18 protein-coding genes and 1 pseudogene are annotated in these 19,898 nt (G+C 67.7%); 2 read left to right on the top strand and 17 right to left on the bottom strand.

Annotation, left to right across the window (positions count from 1 at the left end; all coding sequences use genetic code 11):
• Together B551_RS21005 and B551_RS21000 are read right to left on the bottom strand one after the other, a co-directional pair.
• Positions 1-1,200 (bottom strand): PA0069 family radical SAM protein (locus B551_RS21005; RefSeq protein ID WP_023264943.1); only part of this gene is annotated, 1,200 nt, incomplete at its 3' end.
• A gap of 1 nt (position 1,201) precedes the next feature.
• The gene (locus B551_RS21000) at positions 1,202-1,705 is read right to left on the bottom strand and encodes an Lrp/AsnC ligand binding domain-containing protein (RefSeq protein ID WP_006577018.1); all 504 of its coding nucleotides are present in this window, start codon (positions 1,703-1,705) and stop codon (positions 1,202-1,204) included.
• 108 nt (positions 1,706-1,813) lie between these two features.
• On the opposite strand from B551_RS21000, the gene B551_RS20995 reads away from it, so the two are divergent.
• Positions 1,814-3,106: a D-amino acid dehydrogenase gene (locus B551_RS20995; protein ID WP_006577019.1), complete on the top strand. Its 1,293-nt coding sequence runs from the start codon at positions 1,814-1,816 to the stop codon at positions 3,104-3,106.
• Between the two features lie 68 nt (positions 3,107-3,174).
• Here B551_RS20995 and B551_RS20990 read toward each other — a convergent pair whose 3' ends face one another.
• The 8 genes from B551_RS20990 to B551_RS20955 all read right to left on the bottom strand — a co-directional run bounded on the left by B551_RS20990 (position 3,175) and on the right by B551_RS20955 (position 11,629).
• Positions 3,175-4,959, bottom strand: coding sequence for an acyl-CoA dehydrogenase (locus B551_RS20990; protein ID WP_006577020.1), 1,785 nt, complete (start codon positions 4,957-4,959; stop codon positions 3,175-3,177).
• A 191-nt stretch (positions 4,960-5,150) separates the two neighbouring features.
• A complete protein-coding gene (locus tag B551_RS20985) occupies positions 5,151-6,086 on the bottom strand; it encodes an electron transfer flavoprotein subunit alpha/FixB family protein (protein ID WP_006577021.1) in 936 nt (311 codons plus the stop codon).
• A gap of 20 nt (positions 6,087-6,106) precedes the next feature.
• A complete protein-coding gene (locus B551_RS20980) occupies positions 6,107-6,856 on the bottom strand; it encodes an electron transfer flavoprotein subunit beta/FixA family protein (protein ID WP_006577022.1) in 750 nt (249 codons plus the stop codon).
• A 235-nt stretch (positions 6,857-7,091) separates the two neighbouring features.
• Entirely contained in the window at positions 7,092-7,889 is a 798-nt protein-coding gene (locus B551_RS20975) for a MetQ/NlpA family ABC transporter substrate-binding protein (protein ID WP_023264942.1), read from the bottom strand.
• 95 nt (positions 7,890-7,984) lie between these two features.
• Positions 7,985-8,638: a methionine ABC transporter permease gene (locus B551_RS20970; protein WP_006577896.1), complete on the bottom strand. Its 654-nt coding sequence runs from the start codon at positions 8,636-8,638 to the stop codon at positions 7,985-7,987.
• A complete protein-coding gene (locus B551_RS20965; RefSeq protein ID WP_006577897.1) occupies positions 8,628-9,662 on the bottom strand; it encodes a methionine ABC transporter ATP-binding protein in 1,035 nt (344 codons plus the stop codon). Before B551_RS20965 ends, B551_RS20970 begins: the two co-directional genes overlap by 11 nt.
• Before the next feature lie 178 nt (positions 9,663-9,840).
• Positions 9,841-10,647 carry an enoyl-CoA hydratase gene (locus B551_RS20960; RefSeq protein ID WP_006577898.1) on the bottom strand — a complete coding sequence of 269 codons (807 nt, stop codon included), beginning with the start codon at positions 10,645-10,647 and terminating at the stop codon, positions 9,841-9,843.
• A 58-nt stretch (positions 10,648-10,705) separates the two neighbouring features.
• Positions 10,706-11,629 carry a histone deacetylase family protein gene (locus B551_RS20955; protein WP_006577899.1) on the bottom strand — a complete coding sequence of 308 codons (924 nt, stop codon included), beginning with the start codon at positions 11,627-11,629 and terminating at the stop codon, positions 10,706-10,708.
• Between the two features lie 200 nt (positions 11,630-11,829).
• Here B551_RS20955 and mltB point away from each other — a divergent pair, with 200 nt between their 5' ends.
• Complete coding sequence (mltB, locus tag B551_RS20950; protein WP_006577900.1) at positions 11,830-12,942, top strand: lytic murein transglycosylase B; 1,113 nt, start codon at positions 11,830-11,832, stop codon at positions 12,940-12,942.
• Between the two features lie 67 nt (positions 12,943-13,009).
• Here mltB and cysM read toward each other — a convergent pair whose 3' ends face one another.
• The 7 genes and pseudogenes from cysM to B551_RS20915 all read right to left on the bottom strand — a co-directional run.
• On the bottom strand, positions 13,010-13,912 hold the full coding sequence (gene cysM, locus B551_RS20945) for a cysteine synthase CysM (protein ID WP_006577901.1): 903 nt from the start codon (positions 13,910-13,912) through the stop codon (positions 13,010-13,012).
• A gap of 111 nt (positions 13,913-14,023) precedes the next feature.
• Positions 14,024-15,322: a solute carrier family 23 protein gene (locus B551_RS20940; protein ID WP_006577902.1), complete on the bottom strand. Its 1,299-nt coding sequence runs from the start codon at positions 15,320-15,322 to the stop codon at positions 14,024-14,026.
• Positions 15,323-15,649: 327 nt separating this feature from the next.
• On the bottom strand, positions 15,650-16,033 hold the full coding sequence (locus tag B551_RS20935; RefSeq protein ID WP_006577903.1) for a helix-hairpin-helix domain-containing protein: 384 nt from the start codon (positions 16,031-16,033) through the stop codon (positions 15,650-15,652).
• 207 nt (positions 16,034-16,240) lie between these two features.
• Complete coding sequence (gene rfaD, locus B551_RS20930) at positions 16,241-17,236, bottom strand: ADP-glyceromanno-heptose 6-epimerase (RefSeq protein ID WP_006577904.1); 996 nt, start codon at positions 17,234-17,236, stop codon at positions 16,241-16,243.
• A gap of 26 nt (positions 17,237-17,262) precedes the next feature.
• Positions 17,263-18,213, bottom strand: coding sequence for a D-glycero-beta-D-manno-heptose-7-phosphate kinase (rfaE1, locus tag B551_RS20925; protein ID WP_006577905.1), 951 nt, complete (start codon positions 18,211-18,213; stop codon positions 17,263-17,265).
• A 51-nt stretch (positions 18,214-18,264) separates the two neighbouring features.
• Positions 18,265-19,638, bottom strand: coding sequence for a UDP-glucose/GDP-mannose dehydrogenase family protein (locus tag B551_RS20920; RefSeq protein ID WP_006577906.1), 1,374 nt, complete (start codon positions 19,636-19,638; stop codon positions 18,265-18,267).
• A 44-nt stretch (positions 19,639-19,682) separates the two neighbouring features.
• Positions 19,683-19,898 (bottom strand): annotated as a pseudogene (locus B551_RS20915) (lipopolysaccharide assembly protein LapB); the annotation flags it as partial.

The raw sequence follows: 19,898 nt of genomic DNA, 5'->3' as shown, positions 1-19,898 counted from the left end.
CGAGGTATCCAGATCGAAGCGGTGATAGCGAAAGCCGAGGCGTTCGGCCGCCTTGTGAAAGCGCTGGCGCATCAGGTCTGCCCAGACGCCGGTGCCGCGCATGCGGGTCGAGAAATCGGAATCGTAATCCTTGCCGCCGCGCATCTCGCGCACGCGATTCATCACGCGCTCGGCCCGGTCGGGGAAATGCGCCTCGAGCCATTGCTGGAACAGTGGCGCGACCTCCCATGGCAGGCGCAGCACGATGTAGTTCGCATAGACGGCGCCGGCCTCGCGCGCGGCCTCCAGAATGCGCTCCAGATCGGGCTCGGTGATGAAGGGAATGACCGGCGCCACGCTGACCGCGACCGGAATGCCAGCCTCCGACAGCGTGCGGATGGTCCGCAACCGCCGCGACGGCGTGGCCGCGCGCGGCTCCAGCGTGCGGGCGATCCCGGCATCGAGCGTGGTGATCGTGATCGCGGCGACCGCGAGCCGCCGGGCCGCCATCGGCGCCAGCAGATCGATGTCGCGCTCGATCAGCGACGACTTGGTGATCAGCGCCACCGGATGGTGGCATTCGTGCAGCACCTCGAGCACCTGGCGCGTGATGCGCTGGGTCCGCTCGATCGGCTGATAGGCGTCGGTGTTGACGCCCAGCGCGATCAGCTCGCACCGGTAGGACGGCAGCGACAGCGCCTCGCGCAGCCGCTCGGCGGCATTGGTCTTGGCGTACAGCTGCGTCTCGAAATCGAGGCCCGGCGACAGGTCGAGATAGGCGTGCGTCGGCCGCGCGAAGCAATAGATGCAGCCGTGCTCGCAGCCGCGATAGGGGTTCAGCGAGACGCCGAACGGGATGTCCGGCGACGAATTGCGGCTCAGGATCGAGCGCGCCTGCTCCTGCGTGACGCGGGTGATCAGCTTCGGCGGCGCCGGTTCGGCAGCGGCGCCTTCGCCGCCCTCGCCGCCCTCGCCGCCCTCGCCGCCCGCGATCGCCTCGTGCTCGCCGATGTCCGCCGGACCCCAGCCATCGTCGAAGGGCTCGCGGGTATCCCGCTCGAAGCGCCCCTGCAGATTGCTGACCGCACCGCGGCCCTTCAGCGCTCGAAGCGGCGGCCGAAGTGGCGGCCGAGGCGGCGCCGAATCGTCAGGGACGTCATCCGCCGGCCGGTCCGGATCGTACTGACCGATGTGGCGCCCGTTGCGCGCGTTGTCCTTCATCTCATGCAGGCTGGCTCTTCTCGTCGACGGGGATGGCCAGCGTCTCCTTGATCTCTTCCATCACGACATAACTCTTGGACTGGGCGGCCCCCGGAAGTTGCAGCAGGATGTCGCCCAGCAGCCGGCGATACTCGCCGATCTCGCGGATGCGCGCCTTGATCAGGTAATCGAAATCGCCCGACACCAGATGGCACTCCATCACCTCGGGGATACGCAGCACCTCGCGCCGGAACTGCTCGAACATGTTGCCGGCCTTGTTGTTCAGCGTGATCTCGACGAAGACCAGCAGTGCGCTGCCCAGCAGCGCCGGATTCAGGCGGGCGTAGTAGCCGATGATGACACCGTCGCGCTCCATCCGCTTGACCCGCTCGATGCACGGCGTGATGGTCAGCCCGACCGCCTCGGCGAGGTCCTTCATCGAGATGCGGCCGTCGGCCTGCAGCAGGGCCAGGATGCGGCGGTCGAGGCGGTCCAGGCCGCGTACCGGCTGCCGGGTCGTTCTCATGAATATTTCCTTTTTACGACAAATTTTCGGTAATTATGACTGGAATGAATCCAATACCATAGCGGATATACCTTCAGACAATCGTCATTCTGGTTGGGGTCCATCGCAATGCGTGTTCTCGTTCTTGGCAGTGGCGTGATCGGCGTGACCAGCGCCTGGTACCTGGCCAGGGCCGGCCATCAGGTCACGGTGATCGACCGCGAAGCGGCGCCGGCGCTCGGCACCAGCTTTGCGAATGCCGGCCAGATCTCCCCCGGCTATGCCTCGCCGTGGGCCGCGCCCGGCGTGCCGCTGAAGGCCATCAAATGGATGTTCCAGCAGCATGCGCCGCTGTCGATCCGGCCCGACGGCACGCTGTTCCAGCTGCAGTGGATGTGGCAGATGCTGATGAACTGCAGCGCCGACCGCTACGCGGTCAACAAGGAGCGCATGGTGCGGCTGGCCGAGTACAGCCGCGACTGCATCCGCGCGCTGCGCGCCGAAACCGGCATCGCCTACGAGGGCCGGCAGCAAGGCACGCTGCAGGTCTTCCGCACCGACGAGCAGCTCGAAGGCGCGGCCAAGGACATCGCCGTGCTCGAGGAAGCCGGCGTCCCCTATCAATTGCTGTCGCGCGAGGACCTCGCCGCGAGCGAACCGGCGCTGGCCGCGGTCAGCCACAAGCTGACCGGCGGGCTGCGCCTGCCCAACGACGAAACCGGCGACTGCCAGCTGTTTACCCAACGGCTGGCGGCCATGGCCGAGGGCCTGGGCGTGCAGTTCCTGTACAACCGGTCGATCGACAGCCTGATGACCCAGGGCACCGCGGTGACCGGCGCCATCGTCGGCGGCGAGCCGATCTTCGCCGATGCCGTGGTGGTCGCGCTGGGCAGCTGGTCGACCCCGTTCATCAAGGACTTCGTGCGGATTCCGGTCTATCCGCTGAAGGGGTTCTCGATCACCGTGCCGATGACCGACGCCGCGCGCAGCCCGGTGTCGACCGTGCTGGACGAGACCTACAAGGTCGCGATCACCCGCTTCGACGACCGCATCCGCGTCGGCGGCATGGCGCAGATCGTCGGCTATGACCGCTCGCTGGATCCGGCCAAGCGGCGCACGCTGGAGCACGTGGTGACCGATCTGTTCCCCGGCGCCGGCGACGTGGCGCGGGCCTCGTTCTGGACCGGCCTGCGCCCGATGACGCCGGACGGCACGCCGATCGTCGGCCCGACCCCGTTCAAGGGGCTATGGCTCAATACCGGCCACGGCACGCTGGGCTGGACGATGGCCTGCGGTTCGGGCAAGTTGCTGGCCGACCTGGTGTCGGGCGCCTCGCCGGCGATCCGCGCCGACGATCTGTCGGTCGCGCGCTATCAGCAGCAGACGGCACGGCATCCGGCGCCGCGTCCGGCGACGGCCTGAAAAAACCGCCCTCAAAAAAAAGACGGCCAAGCGGCCGTCTTTTTTTATTGCCTGCACCTCCACCGCCTTCAGAACTGCGCCTCGGTCAACGCCAGCGCCGCCGGCGCACCTGACACGATGGCATCGCGAATGCCGCCGGCCTGCGACAGCACGTGCTCGGCGAAGAAATGCGCGGTAGCGATCTTGGCCTCGTGGAAGGCCGGGTCCTCGGCACGCCGCGCATCGGCGGCCAGCATCGCGCGCCCGAGCTGCCAGCCCGAGAACACGATGCCGCACAGCTTCAGATACGGCACGCTGCCGGCAAACGCCGCGTTGGGATCGGTCTTGCCATTGGCGACGATGAAGTCGATCGCCTGCTCCAGCGCGGCACGGCCCTTGGCCAGCCGCGCCTGCATCGCGGCGAACGGCGCGCCGCCATGCGCGGCCAGCGCGGCCTCGGTCTCGGCGATCCGTGCGCAGATGCCGCGCGCCACCGCGCCGCCATCGCGCACGGTCTTGCGGCCGACCAGATCGTTGGCCTGGATCGCGGTGGTGCCCTCGTAGATCGGCAGGATCCGCGCATCGCGATAATGCTGCGCGGCGCCGGTCTCCTCGATGAAGCCCATGCCGCCGTGGACCTGCACGCCGAGGCTGGTCACGTCGATCGACAGCTCGGTGCTCCAGCCCTTGATCACCGGCACCAGGAACTCGTAGAACGCCTGGTTCTCGCTCCGTACCGCCTCGTCGGGATGCTGGTGCGCGGTATCGCAGGCCGCCGCGCCGACATAGGCCAGCGCACGGGCCCCTTCGGTCAGCGCGCGCATCGTCATCAGCATGCGCTTGACGTCCGGATGATGAATGATCGTGACCGCCTGCCGCGCCGAGCCGTCGACCGGCCGGCTCTGCACGCGCTCGCGGGCATAGGCCACGGCCTGCTGATAGGCGCGCTCGGACACCGCGATGCCCTGCATGCCGACCGAGAAGCGGGCCGCATTCATCATGATGAACATGTACTCGAGGCCGCGGTTCTCCTCGCCGACCAGCGTGCCGATCGCGCCGCCGTGGTCGCCGAACTGCAGCACCGCGGTGGGACTGGCCTTGATGCCGAGCTTGTGCTCGATCGAGACGCAGTGCACGTCGTTGCGCGCGCCCAGCGAGCCATCCTCGTTGACCAGGAACTTGGGCACGATGAACAGCGAGATGCCCTTGACCCCTTCCGGCGCGTTCGGCGTCCGCGCCAGCACGAGATGGACGATGTTCTCCGCCATGTCATGCTCGCCGTAGGTGATGAAGATCTTGGTGCCGAACAGCTTGTAGGTGCCGTCGCCCTGCGGCTCGGCGCGCGTGCGCACCGCGGCGAGGTCGGAGCCGGCCTGCGGCTCGGTCAGGTTCATGGTGCCGGTCCACTGGCCCGAGATCAGTTTCGGCAGGAAGACCTGGCGCTGCGCGTCGCTGCCGGCGGTCAGCAGCGCCTCGATGGCGCCGTCGGTCAGCAGCGGGCACAGCGCGAACGACAGATTGGCCGAGTTCAGCATCTCGTTGCAGGCGGTGGCGATCAGCTTGGGCAAACCCTGGCCGCCGAATTCCTGCGGATGCAGCACGCCCTGCCAGCCGCCCTCGCCGAACTGGCGGAACGCCTCGCGAAAGCCCGGCGTGGTGGTGACCGCGCCGTCCTTCCAGTGGCTCGGCTCGATGTCGCCGGCGCGGTTCAGCGGCGCGACGACCTGCTCGGTGAACTTGGCCGCTTCCTCGAGCACCGCCTGCGCGGTGTCGGCCGTCGCTTCCTCGTAGCCTGGCAGCTGGCTGATGGCATCCAGCCCGGCCAGTTCGTTGATCGCGAACAGCATGTCCTTGAGCGGGGCGCGGTAGGTCATCGAAGTCTCCGTTATCGCAATATGTCGCGCAGGTCGCGCGGGGCGCGCGGATCGCTGCGACCGTTCGATACAGCGTATAAAAAAGCCGCTCGCGGGCTGGCCCGGAACGGCTTGTCTTGGCTTTTCGTTTTTCTTGTGTTGCGTGGCTTCGTCCGTCCGCGGCACCGGGCGGCGCCGCGGACGGCTTGCGGTCAGCCCAGCGCCGCCACCAGCTCCGGCACCACGGTGTTCAGGTCGCCTACCAGGCCGTAGTCGGCGACCGAGAAGATCGGCGCCTCGGCGTCCTTGTTGATCGCGACGATCACCTTGGAGTCCTTCATGCCGGCCAGATGCTGGATCGCGCCCGAGATACCGACGGCGATGTACAGCTGCGGCGCGACGATCTTGCCGGTCTGGCCGACCTGATAGTCGTTCGGCACGAAGCCTGCGTCGACCGCGGCGCGCGACGCGCCCAGCGCGGCGCCCAGCTTGTCGGCCAGCGGCGTCAGCACCTTGGTGTAGTTCTCGCCCGAGCCCACGCCACGGCCACCGGACACGATGATCTTGGCGGCGGTCAGTTCGGGGCGATCGCTCTTGGTGACTTCACGCGACACGAATTGGGAGATGCCGGCATCGGCCACGGCGGGCACGGTGTCGACCGAGGCCGAGCCGCCTTCCGCGGCGGCGGGGTCGAAGGCGGTGCCGCGCACGGTGATCACCTTGATCTTGTCCGAGGACTTGACCGTGGCGATCGCGTTGCCGGCGTAGATCGGGCGCTCGAAGGTATCCGGGCCGTCGACCTTGGTGATGTCCGACAGCTGGGCCACGTCCAGCTTGGCGGCGACGCGCGGCAGCACGTTCTTGCCGTAGGCGGTGGCCGGCGCCAGGATGTGGCTGTAGTCGCTGGCGATCGCCAGCACCTGCTCGGCGACGTTCTCGGCCAGGCCTTCGCCGAAGTACGGCGCATCGGCCAGCAGCACCTTGGCGACGCCGGCGATCTTCGCGGCGGCCTCGGCGGCGGCCTGGGCGTTGGCGCCTGCCACCAGCACGTGGACGTCGCCGCCGCACTGGGCCGCGGCGGTCACGGTATTCAGGGTCGCGCCCTTGATCGATTGATTGTCGTGTTCAGCAATGACGAGTGCAGTCATGTTCGTATCTCCTGGCGCGCTTAGATGACCTTGGCTTCGTTCTTGAGCTTCTGCACCAGCGTCGCGACGTCCGGCACCATCACACCCGCGCTGCGCTTGGGCGGCTCGACGACCTTCAGCGTCTGCAGACGCGGCGCCACGTCGACGCCCAGGTCTTCCGGCTTCACGGTTTCCAGCGGCTTCTTCTTGGCCTTCATGATGTTCGGCAGCGTGACGTAGCGCGGCTCGTTCAGGCGCAGGTCGGTGGTCACCACCGCCGGCAGCTTGACCGACAGCGTTTCGAGGCCGCCGTCGACCTCGCGCGTCACCGAGGCCTTGCCATCGGCGATCACGACCTTCGAGGCGAAGGTCGCCTGCGGCAGGCCGGCCAGCGCGGCCACCATCTGGCCGGTCTGGTTGGAGTCGTCGTCGATCGCCTGCTTGCCCAGGATCACCAGCTGCGGCTGCTCCTTGTCGATCAGCGCCTTCAGCAGCTTGGCCACCGCCAGCGGCTGCAGGTCTTCGCCGCTCTCGACCAGGATGCCGCGGTCGGCGCCGATCGCCATCGCGGTACGCAGCGTTTCCTGGCATTGCGCCACGCCGCAGGAGACCGCCACGACCTCGGTGGCCACGCCGGCTTCCTTCAAGCGGACCGCCTCTTCCACGGCGATCTCGTCGAACGGGTTCATGCTCATCTTCACGTTGGCCAGGTCGACGCCCGAGCCATCGGACTTCACACGGACCTTGACGTTGTAGTCAACCACGCGCTTGACTGCGACGAGTACTTTCATGCGCTCACTCCACTGATTGTCAGAAATTTGGTTCGCTCGCCATTATAACCACCGGGTCGGCGGCGCCCGGAATTTTCGAACGACCGTACTATTTTATAGGCAAAGAATTGCCGGGCATAGCCCGGCAAGCGATCTGGCGACACGTATTGTGCCGCAGAAAACCCTTCGCGGCACAGAGGCGGCGGCCGGATTCGAGGTTTTGTTCGATACCCGGCCGTGACGCCCGGCTCGCGGCTTACCAGGCCGTGATCACCGAATCCTTGAAGGTCGTGGTCACGTACTGCTTGATCTCCGGCGAGTGATAGGCCTTGATCAGCTTGGCGACCCACGGCTTGTTCTTGTCGGCCTCGCGCACGGCGATCAGGTTGGCGTACGGACCCTTCGGGCCTTCCATCGCGATCGCGTCCTTGGTCGGCGACAGGCCGGCCGATTCCGCGTAGTTGCCGTTGATCGCGGCGGCATCCAGGTCGTCCAGCGAGCGCGGCAGTTGCGCGGCGTCCAGTTCGACGATGCGCAGCTTCTTCGGATTGCCGACGATATCCAGCGGCGTGGCCTTCAGGCCGGCGTCCGCGCGCAGCTTGATCACGCCCTTGCTCTGCAGCAGCAGCAGGCCGCGGCCGCCGTTGGTCGGGTCGTTGGGCACGCCGACGCGGGCGCCCTGCTTGAGCTGGTCCAGCGACTTGATCTTCTTCGAGTAGACGCCCATCGGGAACGTGACGGTGTAGCCGACGTTGGCGAACTTGTAGCCGCGGTCCTTCATCTGGGCTTCGAGGTACGGCAGGTGCTGGTAGCTGTTGGCGTCGAGGTCGCCGGCGGCCAGCGCGGCATTCGGCTGGATGTAGTCGCTGAACTCGACGACCTGGATGTTCAGGCCGTCCTTGGCGGCGACCTTCTTGACCTGTTCCATGATCTGGGCGTGCGGACCACCGGTCACGCCGATCTTGATCGGCTTGTCCTGCGCCACCGCGGCGGTGGCGAGGCTGGCGCCGAGCGCGGCGCCGATGATCCATTGCAGCAGGCTACGACGTTGCATGGCTGACTTCCTTTGCGATGTGTTCTGGGTTGGGTCTGGGATAAAGCAAAAACGAAACGGAAAACGAGGCGATTCCTTCGGCCGCGACGTGGCGCTCAGCGGTGGCTGATCCGGCGGACCAGCCAGTCGCCGAAGCTCTGCACGGCCTGCACCAGCACGATCAGGATCAGCACCACCGCCACCATCACCTCGGTGATGTAGCGCTGGTAGCCATAGCGGATGCCGAGGTCGCCCAGGCCGCCGCCGCCGATCGCGCCGGCCATCGCGGAATAGCCGACCAGGCTGACGAAGGTGATGGTCAGGCCCGCGACGATGCCGGGCATCGCCTCGGGCAGCAGCACCTTCCAGACGATCTGGCGCGTGCTGGCGCCCATCGACTGCGCCGCCTCGACCAGGCCCTTGTCGACCTCGCGCAGCGCGCTTTCGACCAGCCGCGCGATGAACGGAATCGCGGCGATCGTCAGCGGCACCACGGCCGCCGCGGTGCCGATCGATGAGCCCGCCAGAAAGCGGGTAAACGGAATCACCACCACCAGCAGGATGATGAACGGGATCGAGCGCACGGCGTTGACGACCACGCCGATCAGCCGGTTGAACAACGGATGCGCCAGCGGGCCGCCGCGGTCGGTCAGGTGCAGCACCACGCCGAGCGGCACGCCCAGCAGCGCGCCGATCACGCCCGAGATGCCGACCATCACCAGGGTCTCGCCCAGCGAGGTCACAAACAGGTCGAACAGCTCAGACCACATGCTCGTACTCCTCCACCACCACGCCCTGCTGCTGCAGGAATGCCATTGCCGCGCGGACGTTGTCGGTCTCGCCGGTGGCCATGATGGCCAGCGAGCCGAAGGCCTGTCCCTGGATCTCGTCGATATGCCCGTGCAGGATGTTGAAGTCCAGCCCGTAGCGGCGGATCGCCTGTGCCAGCACCGGCTGGTCGACACCCTCGCCGGTGAAGGCGAGCCGGTAGACGTGGTCGCGCCCGTTGCCGAGCCGGCTCTCGACGCGCTTGAGCACGCTGGCCGGCAGCTCCTGCGAAATCACGTCGCCGATCATCGCGCGCGTGACCGCATGCTGCGGCCGCAGGAAGACGTCGATGACCTGGCCCTGCTCGACGACGCAGCCGGCGTCGAGCACCGCGACGCGATCGCAGACCTGTTTGATGACCTCCATCTGGTGCGTGATCATCACGATGGTCAGGCCCAGATCGCGGTTGATCTGCTTGAGCAGGTCGAGGATGGAGCGCGTGGTTTCCGGATCGAGCGCCGAGGTGGCCTCGTCCGACAGCAGCACCTTGGGCTTGCTGGCCAGCGCGCGCGCAATGCCGACGCGCTGCTTCTGCCCGCCGCTGATCTGCGCCGGATAGCGGTCCTTCAGCGCCGACAGGCCGACCAGATCGAGCAGCGGCAGTACCGTCGCGGCAATCTCGTCCCGGTTCTTGCCGGCCAGCTCCAGCGGCAGCGCCACGTTGTCATAGACGGTGCGCGACGACAGCAGGTTGAAATGCTGGAAGATCATGCCGATGTCGCGGCGCGCCAGCCGCAGCGCCGACGCGTCGAGCGCGGTCAGGTCCTGGCCGGCGACGATCACGCGGCCGGCGGTCGGACGGTTCAGCAGATTGATGGCGCGCACCAGCGTACTCTTGCCGGCGCCGCTGCGGCCGATGATGCCGAAGACTTCGCCGGCCGCGATGGACAGGCTGACATCCCGCAAAGCGTGCACATCCCCGGTCGCACCGGGGAATCGCTGCGAGAGACCTTGCAGTTCGATCATGAGACAGAGCGAAAAGAAAACGGCAACAGCCGGGACGGGGTCTCCAGCGCTGCTGCCGCATTTATCGTTTTTGGATGTAACGGGCTATTTTAAGCGATCCGCTTCTTACCAGAAACGACTTTTTGCCGATGTCTTTAGACGAAAAGGGAATAAGGCGCCGATCCGAAGTGCCGGTATGTCAACTCGCGCGCCAGGCCGGCGGCCGCTTGTCGATGAACGCCTGCACGCCTTCCAGCGCCGCTTCGTCCATCATGTTGCACGCCATGGTCTGCCCGGCCAGCTGATAGGCCGCCTCCACGCCCATTTCGAGCTGGCGGTAGAACAGGCCCTTGCCCGCCCCGATCGCCGCCGCGGGCTTCGCGCAGATGCTGGCGGCCAGCTTCGCCACCTCGCCGTCCAGTTCGGCGGCCGGCACCACCCGGTTGACCAGGCCGCGCGCCTGCGCCTCGCGGGCGCCGATCATCTCGCCGGTCAGCAACATCTCCATCGCATGCTTGCGATGCAGGTTGCGCGACAGCGCCACGCCGGGGGTCGAGCAGAACAGCCCGAGGTTGACGCCCGACACCGCGAAGCGCGCGTCGTCCGCCGCGACCGCCAGGTCGCACATCGCCACCAGCTGGCAGCCGGCCGCGGTGGCGATGCCGTGCACGCGCGCGATCACCGGCTGCGGCATGCGCTGGATAGCCAGCATCATGCGCGTGCAGCGGTCGAACAGCCGCCGGTAGTAATCGTGCGACGGCTGCGCGCGCATCTCGCGCAGATCGTGTCCGGCGCAGAAGGCGCGGCCCGCGCCGGCCAGCACCACGACCCGCACCGCGGGATCGGCGGCGATGCGGGTCAGCGCCTCGGTCACCGCGTCGATCAGCGCCTCGGACAGCGCGTTGAAGGCGTCGGGACGTTGCAGCGTCAGGCGCAGCACGCCCGGGGCATCCTCGCTTTGCATCAGCAGCGCCCCGGCGGCTTGTGCGTGTTCCGATTCGGCCATGATGGTCTCCTGGTTTGCTGATCTGAGGTTGTCGTGCCGCGGTGGCGCCGGTCGCAGCCTATTTCTCCAGCAGCACCTTCAGATGCGCCAGCACGCTGCGGCCCAGCGCGCTGAGGTTGTAGCCGCCTTCGAGGCAGCTGACGATGCGCCCCTGCGCGTGCTGCCGCGCCAGCGTCATCAGCTCGGCCGTGATCCAGGCGTAGTCCTGCTCGACCAGCCCCATCTGGCCGAGGTCGTCCTCGCGATGCGCGTCGAAGCCCGCCGAGATGAACAGCATCTGCGGACGGAACGCCTGCAGCCGCGGCATCCAGATCGTCTCGACGACCTCGCGCACCGCCATGCCGTTGGTATAGGCCGGCAGCGGAATATTGGCCATGTTGTTGGCCACGTGCTCGGTGCCGCTGTACGGATAGAACGGATGCTGGAAGAAGCTGCACATCAGCACGCGTTCGTCGCCACGGAAGGCGGCCTCGGTGCCGTTGCCGTGATGCACGTCGAAGTCGATGATCGCCACGCGTTCGAGCCCGTGGGCGTCGAGCGCATGGCGGGCCGCGATCGCGACGTTGTTGTAGAAGCAGAAGCCCATCGCGCGATCGGGCTCGGCGTGGTGGCCGGGCGGGCGCACGCAGCAGAAGGCGTTCTCGAGCTCGCCGGCGATCACCGCATCGGTGGCGGCCACCGCGGCGCCCGCCGCATGCGTGGCCGCGGCCAGCGTATGCGCGTTCATCGCGGTATCGGGATCGATCGCATGGTAGCCGCTGGCGGGGCTCGCTTCGTGCAGCCCGTCGACATAGCCGGGCAGGTGCACGCGCTCGATCTGCTCGCGGCTGGCGGCCGGCGCCTCGCGGCGGTCCAGCAGGCCGTCGATGCCGTGCGAGATCAGATGGTCTTCGATGGCGGTCAGGCGTTCCGGGCACTCGGGATGGAAGTGCCCCATCTCGTGCAGCAGGAATTCGGGATGCGTGTAGTAGCCGGTCGGCATGGGATGTCAGCGCGTTTATCGAGGCGTTGTTGGGCGCGTGGCGGACACCCTGCCGGGTGCGCCGCTGTCTCCATCCCCGTACGTTAGCACAGCGGATGGCCGGGCAATGCGGCTGCCGCCTTCGTCGCCGGGTCGTATCGTGCCGTGATGTTTTGCGTCGGAGGCGTCCGCTATACTCGGTCCGACTTGCAAAGGACACCATGACCGAACACACGCGTAACCTGCGCCGCCCGCTGCTGGGCGCCGCGCTCTGCTCCGTGGCGCTTGGCCTGTGCGGCGCCACCCCCTCGCTGCTGGCGGCCGGCAAGCGCCGCGCCAGCTTCCAGGAAGAAGAAATCGATCCCGGCCGCTATCGCAACGGCAGCAACCCGCAAGCGGCCGCCTTCATCGACGAGATGGTCGCGCAGCACGGGTTCTCCCGCGCGACCCTGAACGACTGGTTCGGACAGGCCGTCTACTCGGCCACGGTGGCGCGGCTGATCATGCCGCCGGCCACGCCGGGCCGAAAAAGCTGGCGTGCCTACCGCTCACGCTTCATCGAACCGATCCGCATCAACGCCGGCGTGCGCTTCTGGCAGCAGCATCGCGACACGCTGCGCCGCGCGGAAAGCGAGTTCGGCGTGCCGGCCTCGGTGATCGTCGGCATCATCGGCGTCGAGACGATCTACGGACGCGACATGGGCACCTTCCGCGTGCTGGATTCGCTGTCGACGCTGGCCTTCGACTATCCCGATACGCCAAACCGCGCCAGCCGCTCGGCCATGTTCCGCGCACAGCTGCAGGACTACCTGCTGTGGTGCCGCGATACCCGTACCGACGTGTTCTCGGTGCTCGGCTCGTACGCGGGCGCGATCGGCATTCCGCAGTTCATGCCGACCAGCCTGCGGGAATACGCGACCGACTTCGACCGCGACGGCCATGTCGACCTGCGCAACAGCCCGGTCGACGCGATCGGCAGCGTCGGCCGCTTTCTGCAACTGCACGGATGGGAGCCCGGACGGCCGGTGGTGTGGCGGCTGGCACAGGACGAAGGCAGCCGCGGCATCGCGGCGGCCGCGGCGGACGGCGAACCGTGGCCGACGCGCACGCTGAATCAGCTGACGCGCGCCGGGCTGCGGCTGGACGAGCCGATCGACGTGGCGCGCGAAGGCGAGACCGGCGTGCTGGTGGTAGACCTGCCGACGCCCGATGCGCCGACCGACTACATGCTCGGGCTGCGCAATTTCTATGTGCTGACGCGCTACAACCGCAGCTTCTTCTACGCGCTGGCGGTCTATCAGCTGGGCGAGGCGGTCAAGGCCGCGATGGTGTAAGGACCGATGGTCCGGCCGGCGCATGTCCCGCTGTTGGCGGACGGCGCCGGCCCTGGTCGACGCTGAATCAGGCGGGGAAGATGCCGGTCGACAGGTAGCGGTCGCCGCGATCGCAGACGACGAACACGATGGTCGCATCGCGGACTTCCTCGGCGATTCGCAGCGCCACGCACAGCGCGCCGGCGGCCGAGATCCCGCAGAAGATGCCTTCCTCGCGCGCCATGCGGCGGGCCATATGCTCGGCATCGGCCTGGCTGACCGGCTCGGTGCGGTCGATATGGCGCGGATCGTAGATCTTCGGCATATAGGCTTCCGGCCATTTGCGGATGCCCGGAATGCGCGAGCCTTCGGCCGGTTGCGCGCCGACGATCTGGATCGCCGGGTTCTGTTCCTTCAGATAGCGCGACACCCCGGTGATGGTGCCGGTGGTGCCCATTGCCGAGACGAAATGCGTGACGCGGCCGTCGGTGTCGCGCCAGATTTCGGGACCGGTGGTCTCGTAGTGGGACTGTGGATTATCGGGATTGGCGAACTGGTCCAGGATGATGCCCTTGCCGTCGCGCTCCATCGAATCGGCCAGATCGCGCGCGTATTCCATGCCGCCCTTGACCGGGGTCAGGATGATCTCGGCGCCGTACGCCGCCATGCTCTGGCGGCGCTCCATGCTCAGGTCCTCCGGCATGATCAGCACCATCTTGTAGCCGCGGATCGCGGCGGCCATCGCCAGCGCGATGCCGGTATTGCCGGAGGTCGCCTCGATCAGCGTGTCGCCAGGCTTGATACGGCCGCGCGCCTCGGCACGCGCGATCATCGACAGCGCGGGCCGGTCCTTGACGGAGCCGGCGGGATTGTTGCCTTCGAGCTTGCCCAGAATCACATTGCCACGCTCGGCGTTGGCGGCTCCGGGAATACGCTGCAATTGCACCAGAGGCGTATTGCCGATGGTGTCTTCGATCGTCTTGTAGGCCATGATGGGGCGAGTCCAAATGTCGGCGCCCATTGTAATGCAGGTGTCATGACCCTGCCGCCAGCGCGGCGGCAAGCGCGGCGGGGCAGCATTCGCATGCCCCGCCCCGGCTCATCAGGCGGGCGTGCGGCCCTTGCCGAGCAGGTGGTACAGCAGGATCGCGCCGAAGGTGGCGGTACCGATGCCGCCCAGCGTCATGCCGCCGAAACGCAGCGTCAGGTCGCCGGCCGCAACCGTCAGCGTGGCGCCGACGGTGATCAGGTTGCGCGAATCGGAGAAGTCCACGCGGTTCTCGACCCAGATCCGGCCCGCGGTGGCCGCGATCAGGCCGAATACGACGATGGTCAGGCCGCCGATCACCGGACCGGGAATCGTCAGGATCAGCGCACCGAACTTGGGCGAGAAGCCCAGCAGGATCGCCACCAGCGCGGCGACCACGAAGATCAGCGTCGAATAGATGCGCGTCACTGCCATCACGCCCATGTTCTCGGCATAGGTCGTCACGCCGGTACCGCCGCCAGCGGCCGACAGCATCGTGGCGACGCCATCGCCGATAAAGGCGCGGCCGATATACGGGTCCAGATTTCGGCCGGTCATCACGCCGATCGCCTTGATATGGCCGAGGTTTTCCGCGACCAGCACGATCGCCACCGGCGCGATCAGCAGCATCGCGTTCAGCTCGAACACCGGCGTGGTGAAGGCCGGCAGGCCGAACCAGCTGGCGCTGGCGACTCCCGAGAAGTCGATCGGCTTGCCCAGGCCGAACGCATTGGCGCAGACCCAGTAGGCCAGATAGCCGATCAGCCCGCCGATCAGCACCGGCAGCCGGCCGATCATGCCCGGCGCGCGCACCGCGACCAGCCCGACCGCGACCACCGTCAGCAGGCCGATCCAGGTATCGAGCGCGGCGGCGCTGACCGCCTTGACGGCGACCGGCGCCAGATTCAGCCCGATCGCGGCGACGATGGCGCCGGTCACCACCGGCGGCATCAGCCGCTCGACCCAGCCATAGCCGGCGGCCTGCACCACCAGGCCGATCACGGTATAAAGCAGGCCGGCGGCGATGATGCCGCCCAGCGCCAGCGGAATGTTCGGATTGGGGCCGCTGCCGGCATAGCCGGTGGCGGCGATCACGACCGCGATGAAGGCGAAGCTCGAACCGAGGTAGCTCGGCACGCGGCCGCGCACGCACAGGAAGAAGATCAGCGTGCCGATGCCCGAGAACAGGATCGCGATATTGGGATTGAAGCCCATCAGGATCGGCGCGATCGCGGTCGAGCCGAACATCGCCACCACGTGCTGGATGCCGGCCAGCACGGTCTGCCCCGCGGGCAGCCGTTCATCGGGCGCGATCACGCCCTCGGTCTTCAGTGTCCAGCGCGGCAGGAATCCCGCCTCGTCGCCATTCGCCATCGTTGAGCTCCCGTTCCGAGGTGGCCGCCGGCGCGCCGCGCCCGGCCGTTCCCGGTGATGTGTTGGATGTGTTGTGGTGTGTCGTGGTCCGCGGGGGCGCCGCCGGCCCGCTTCGCTCCCCGTTGGAGAGATCCGGCTGGAGAGACGAAGGAGGCGCCCTGCCGCAGCGCCCGCATCATACTCTGTGGCCTTGGGCCTGCGAAGCGCCACGGCATCCGATTGGCGGCGCTGCGACATCGCGGTGCCGCTCAGGCGTTAGCACGAGCCGTACCAGCACAGGTCGGCAGCAAGAACGGCAGCAAGGACGGGCGGCCGGCGCCGTGCCGCTCAGTGTGCGGTCCTGGCGGTCTTGCCCGAACCCTTGCCGGCCGGCGCGACCGCCGCCGTTGGCGTGGCGGCGCCCGGCTTGCCGCTCCTGGCTGCGGCCGGCGCCCCGCCCTTGCCGATGTTCAGCCCCTCGCCCTGCAGACGCACGACCGACTTTGGCCCCAGACCCTTGACCCGCTCGGCCAGGTCGGTGGCGTCCTTGAACGCGCCCTGCTTGCCGCGTTCCTCGACGATCCGGCGCGCCATCGCGGGTCCGATTCCCTTGACCGTGGTCAGCGCCGCCTCGTCGGCACTGTTGACGTCGACAGCGGCCAGTGCGCTGCCGGCCAGCGCCATCGACATGCCCAGGCAGCACGCCAGCGCCAGCAAGGTTTGCTTGATCATGAACAGGCTCCTTCTCCGGTGACCGGAGTTCGGCTTCGTTGGCGATGCCCGGGCGGGCATGCCGCCCCGTCGTCGCGACGGGGTAGGCCGAGCATAAGAGCCAGGAAGGGGGGCGGCGCGCCGCGCAACAAATGTTGACGCGGTTTGCGCGGAAAGCCCGGCGCCGGTTTGCGGCGAAACGACAGTCGGAGAGCGGCGGCTGAGTCTTCAGCCCCCGCGCTCGAGCAGCCAGCGGCAATAACGCGCCACGCCTTCCTCGACCGTATAGAACGGCGCGGTATAGCCGGCGCCGCGCAGGCGCGAGACGTCGGACTGCGTGAAGCACTGGTACTTGCCGCGCAGCGCATCGGGGAACTTGATGTATTCGATCAGCCCTTCCTGCTCCATCTCCTCCAGCGTCAGCGGCGGCTTGCCTTCCGCGCCGCGCAGCGTGTTGACCACGGTGGTGGCGATGTCGTTGAACGGCTGCGCGCGCCCGGTACCGAGATTGAAGATGCCAGACTTCTCGGGATGGTCCAGGAAGAACAGGTTGACCTTGACCACGTCCTCGACCGAGACGAAGTCGCGGCTGTGGCCGCCGGGGCCATAGCCGCCGTATTCGCCGAACAGCTTGACGGTGCCGTCCGCGCGGAACTGGTTGAAGTTGTGGAAGGCCACCGAAGCCATGCGGCCCTTGTGCGCCTCGCGCGGGCCGTAGACGTTGAAGTAGCGAAAGCCGACGATCTGCGAGTGGGCGTTCGGCAGCGTGCGCCGCACCAGCTGGTCGAACAGGAACTTCGAGTAGCCGTAGACGTTCAGCGGCTTCTCGTATTCGCGGTCTTCCTTGAACGTCTGCGAGGCGCCGTAGGTGGCGGCCGACGACGCATAGAGAAACTGCACGCCCTGCTCCAGGCACGCTTCCATTAGCGCCTTGGTGTAGCGGTAGTTGTTCTCCATCATGTAGCGGCCGTCGGTCTCCATCGTGTCCGAACAGGCGCCTTCATGAAAGATCGCGCGGACCTTGCCGAATTCGCCGCGCGCGAAGCGGTCCAGGAAGTCGGTCTTGTCCAGGTAGTCGGCGATCTCGCAATCGACCAGGTTGTGGAACTTGTCGGCGCGGGTCAGGTTGTCGACCGCGATGACGTTGTTCTCGCCGCGCTCGTTCAGCCCCTTGACGAGGTTGCTGCCGACGAAACCGGCGGCGCCGGTGACGATGATGGTCATGGTGAATCCAGCAGTGATAAGGGGCGTCAGCCTTGCGCCGCGCCGAACAGTTCGGGGTAGCTGACCACGGCCGTGCCCAGCTTGCCGACGACGATGCCGCCGGCGCGGTTGGCATGCTGCACCGCTTCCTTCAGCGGAATGCCGGCGCCGAGCATCGTGGCCAGCGTCGCGATCACGGTATCGCCGGCGCCCGACACGTCGTAGACCTCGCGCGCCTGCGCGGAGACGTGCAGCACTTCGGCCTCCGTGTACAGCGTCATGCCCTCCTCGGAGCGCGTCAGCAGCAGCGCTTCGAGCTGCAGCGCGCGGCGCAGGTTCTGCGCGCGGATGGTCAGGTCGGCCTCGGTCTTCCAGGCACCCACCACGTGGCGCATCTCCGCGCGGTTCGGCGTGATCAGCGTGGCGCCGCGATAGCGCGAATAGTCGTCGCCCTTCGGGTCGACCAGCACCATCTTGCCGGCGGCGCGTCCGCCTTCGACCATGCGCGCGACATGGGTCAGCCCGCCCTTGCCGTAGTCGGACAGCACCAGCACCTGGTAGTCGCCGATCAGCGCCTGGAAACGGTCCTGCACCGACAGCAGCACCTCGTGCGCCGGCGGGTTCTCGAAGTCGACGCGCAGCAGCTGCTGCTGGTGCGCGACCACGCGCAGCTTGATCGTCGTGTTGACGCTGCGGTCGCGGTGGAGAAACGGCTGCACGTGTTCGGCAGTCAGCAGGTTCTCCAGCATGCTGCCGGGTTCGTCGTCGCCGACCACTCCCAGCATGCCGACCGACGCGCCCAGCGCGGCGGCGTTGCGCGCCACATTGGCGGCGCCGCCCAGGCGCTCCTCGCTGCGCTTGACCTGGACCACCGGGACCGGGGCCTCCGGCGAGATCCGTTCGACATCGCCGAACCAGTAGCGGTCCAGCATCATGTCGCCCACCACCAGGATGCGCGATTGCTGGATCTGTTCGCGAGAGATCGGGTTCCTGTTCATGAGCTTCCTTTTGGCCGGCGCGCCGCCCGGCGGCCGCACCGGCATGTTGCGTCAGGCCGCCGCCGCGGGCCGGCCGATCGCGTGATATTCGATACCGGCCTCCTGCATCGCGGCCGGCTCATACAGATTGCGCCCGTCGAACACGACCGGCGTCTTCAGGCGGCGCCGGATCTGCGCGAAGTCCGGGCTGCGGAACACCTTCCATTCGGTGACGATGGCCAGCGCGTCGGCGCCGTCCAGCGTCTCCATCTGCGCGTCGCAGAACGTCACGCGCGCGAAGCCGCCTTCGATGCCGGCCAGGTCCTGCGCCAGCGCGCGCCGCGCTTCCTGCATCGCGACCGGGTCGTGCACCCGCAGCGACGCGCCGCGCGAGACCAGCTCGCGCGCCAGCACGCGCGACGGCGCCTCGCGCATGTCGTCGGTATTGGGCTTGAACGCCAGGCCCCAGATCGCGAAGGTGCGCCCGCTCAGGTCCTCGCCGAAGCGCCGCACGACCTTGTCGCCGAGCACGCGCTTCTGCGCCTCGTTGACCGCCTCGACGGCCTCCAGCACCCGCATCGCCTTGCCGCTCGCGGCGGCGGTGCGCATCAGCGCCTGCACGTCCTTGGGAAAGCACGAGCCGCCGTAGCCCGCGCCGGCATAGAGGAAACTGTAGCCGATCCGCGGATCGGAGCCGATTCCCAGGCGCACCAGCTCGATATCGGCGCCGACCTCGTCGGCCAGGTTGGCCAGCTCGTTCATGAACGAGATGCGCGTCGCCAGCATCGAGTTGGCCGCGTACTTGGTGAACTCGGCCGAGCGCACGTCCATGTAGAAGGTGCGCTCGTGGTTGCGGTTGAACGGCGCGTACAGCGCCCGCATGATGGCCTTGGCATGGCGGCCGGCGGCGTCGTTGTTGCAGCCGAGCACGATGCGGTCGGGCCGCATGAAGTCCTCGACCGCGGCGCCTTCCTTCAGGAATTCGGGATTGGAGACCACCGAGAACTGCAGGTCCTCGAGCCCGCGCGCGGCGAGCTCCTCGCGGATCACGGCTGCGACGCGGTCGCCGGTACCGACCGGCACGGTCGACTTGTCGACCACGATCTTGAAGCCGGTCATATGCCGGCCGATATTGCGGGCGGCCGCCAGCACATACTGCAGGTCGGCCGAACCGTCCTCGTCCGGCGGCGTGCCAACGGCGATGAACTGCACGTCGGCATGGTCGACCGCGGCCGCGACGTCGGTGGAGAACACCAGCCGCCCGGCTTCGCGGTTGCGCTGGATCAGGTCCTTCAGGCCGGGCTCGTAGATCGGCACGCCGCCATCGTTGAGCAGCGCGATCTTTTCTTCATCGACGTCGAGGCAGAACACATCGTTGCCGAGCTCGGCCAGGCAGGCGCCGGTGACCAGGCCGACATAACCGCTGCCGATGATGGTGACTTTCATGAGAACGACTCCGTGAGACGGGGCGGATCAGGCTGGACGCGGACTCAGCCGAGCGCTTCGGTGCGCCGCGGCGCGTAGGATTCCCAGCGGTTGCAGCCGGGGCACTGCCAGTAGAACAGGCGCGCGCGGAAGCCGCACTCGCGGCAGGTGTAGCGCGCCAGATTGCGGGTGCGCAGTTGCAGCAGGTCGCGGATCGCGGCGTCTTCCTGCGCGGCCGCGTCGGCGGGCGTCACGTCGGCGGCAGCCCCATTCACGGCGGG

The sequence above is a fragment of the Cupriavidus sp. HPC(L) genome, from assembly GCF_000307735.3.
GTDB lineage: Bacteria > Pseudomonadota > Gammaproteobacteria > Burkholderiales > Burkholderiaceae > Cupriavidus.
Note: the sequence above shows the minus strand (reverse complement) of the source record. Positions and strands in the feature narration are given on the sequence as shown.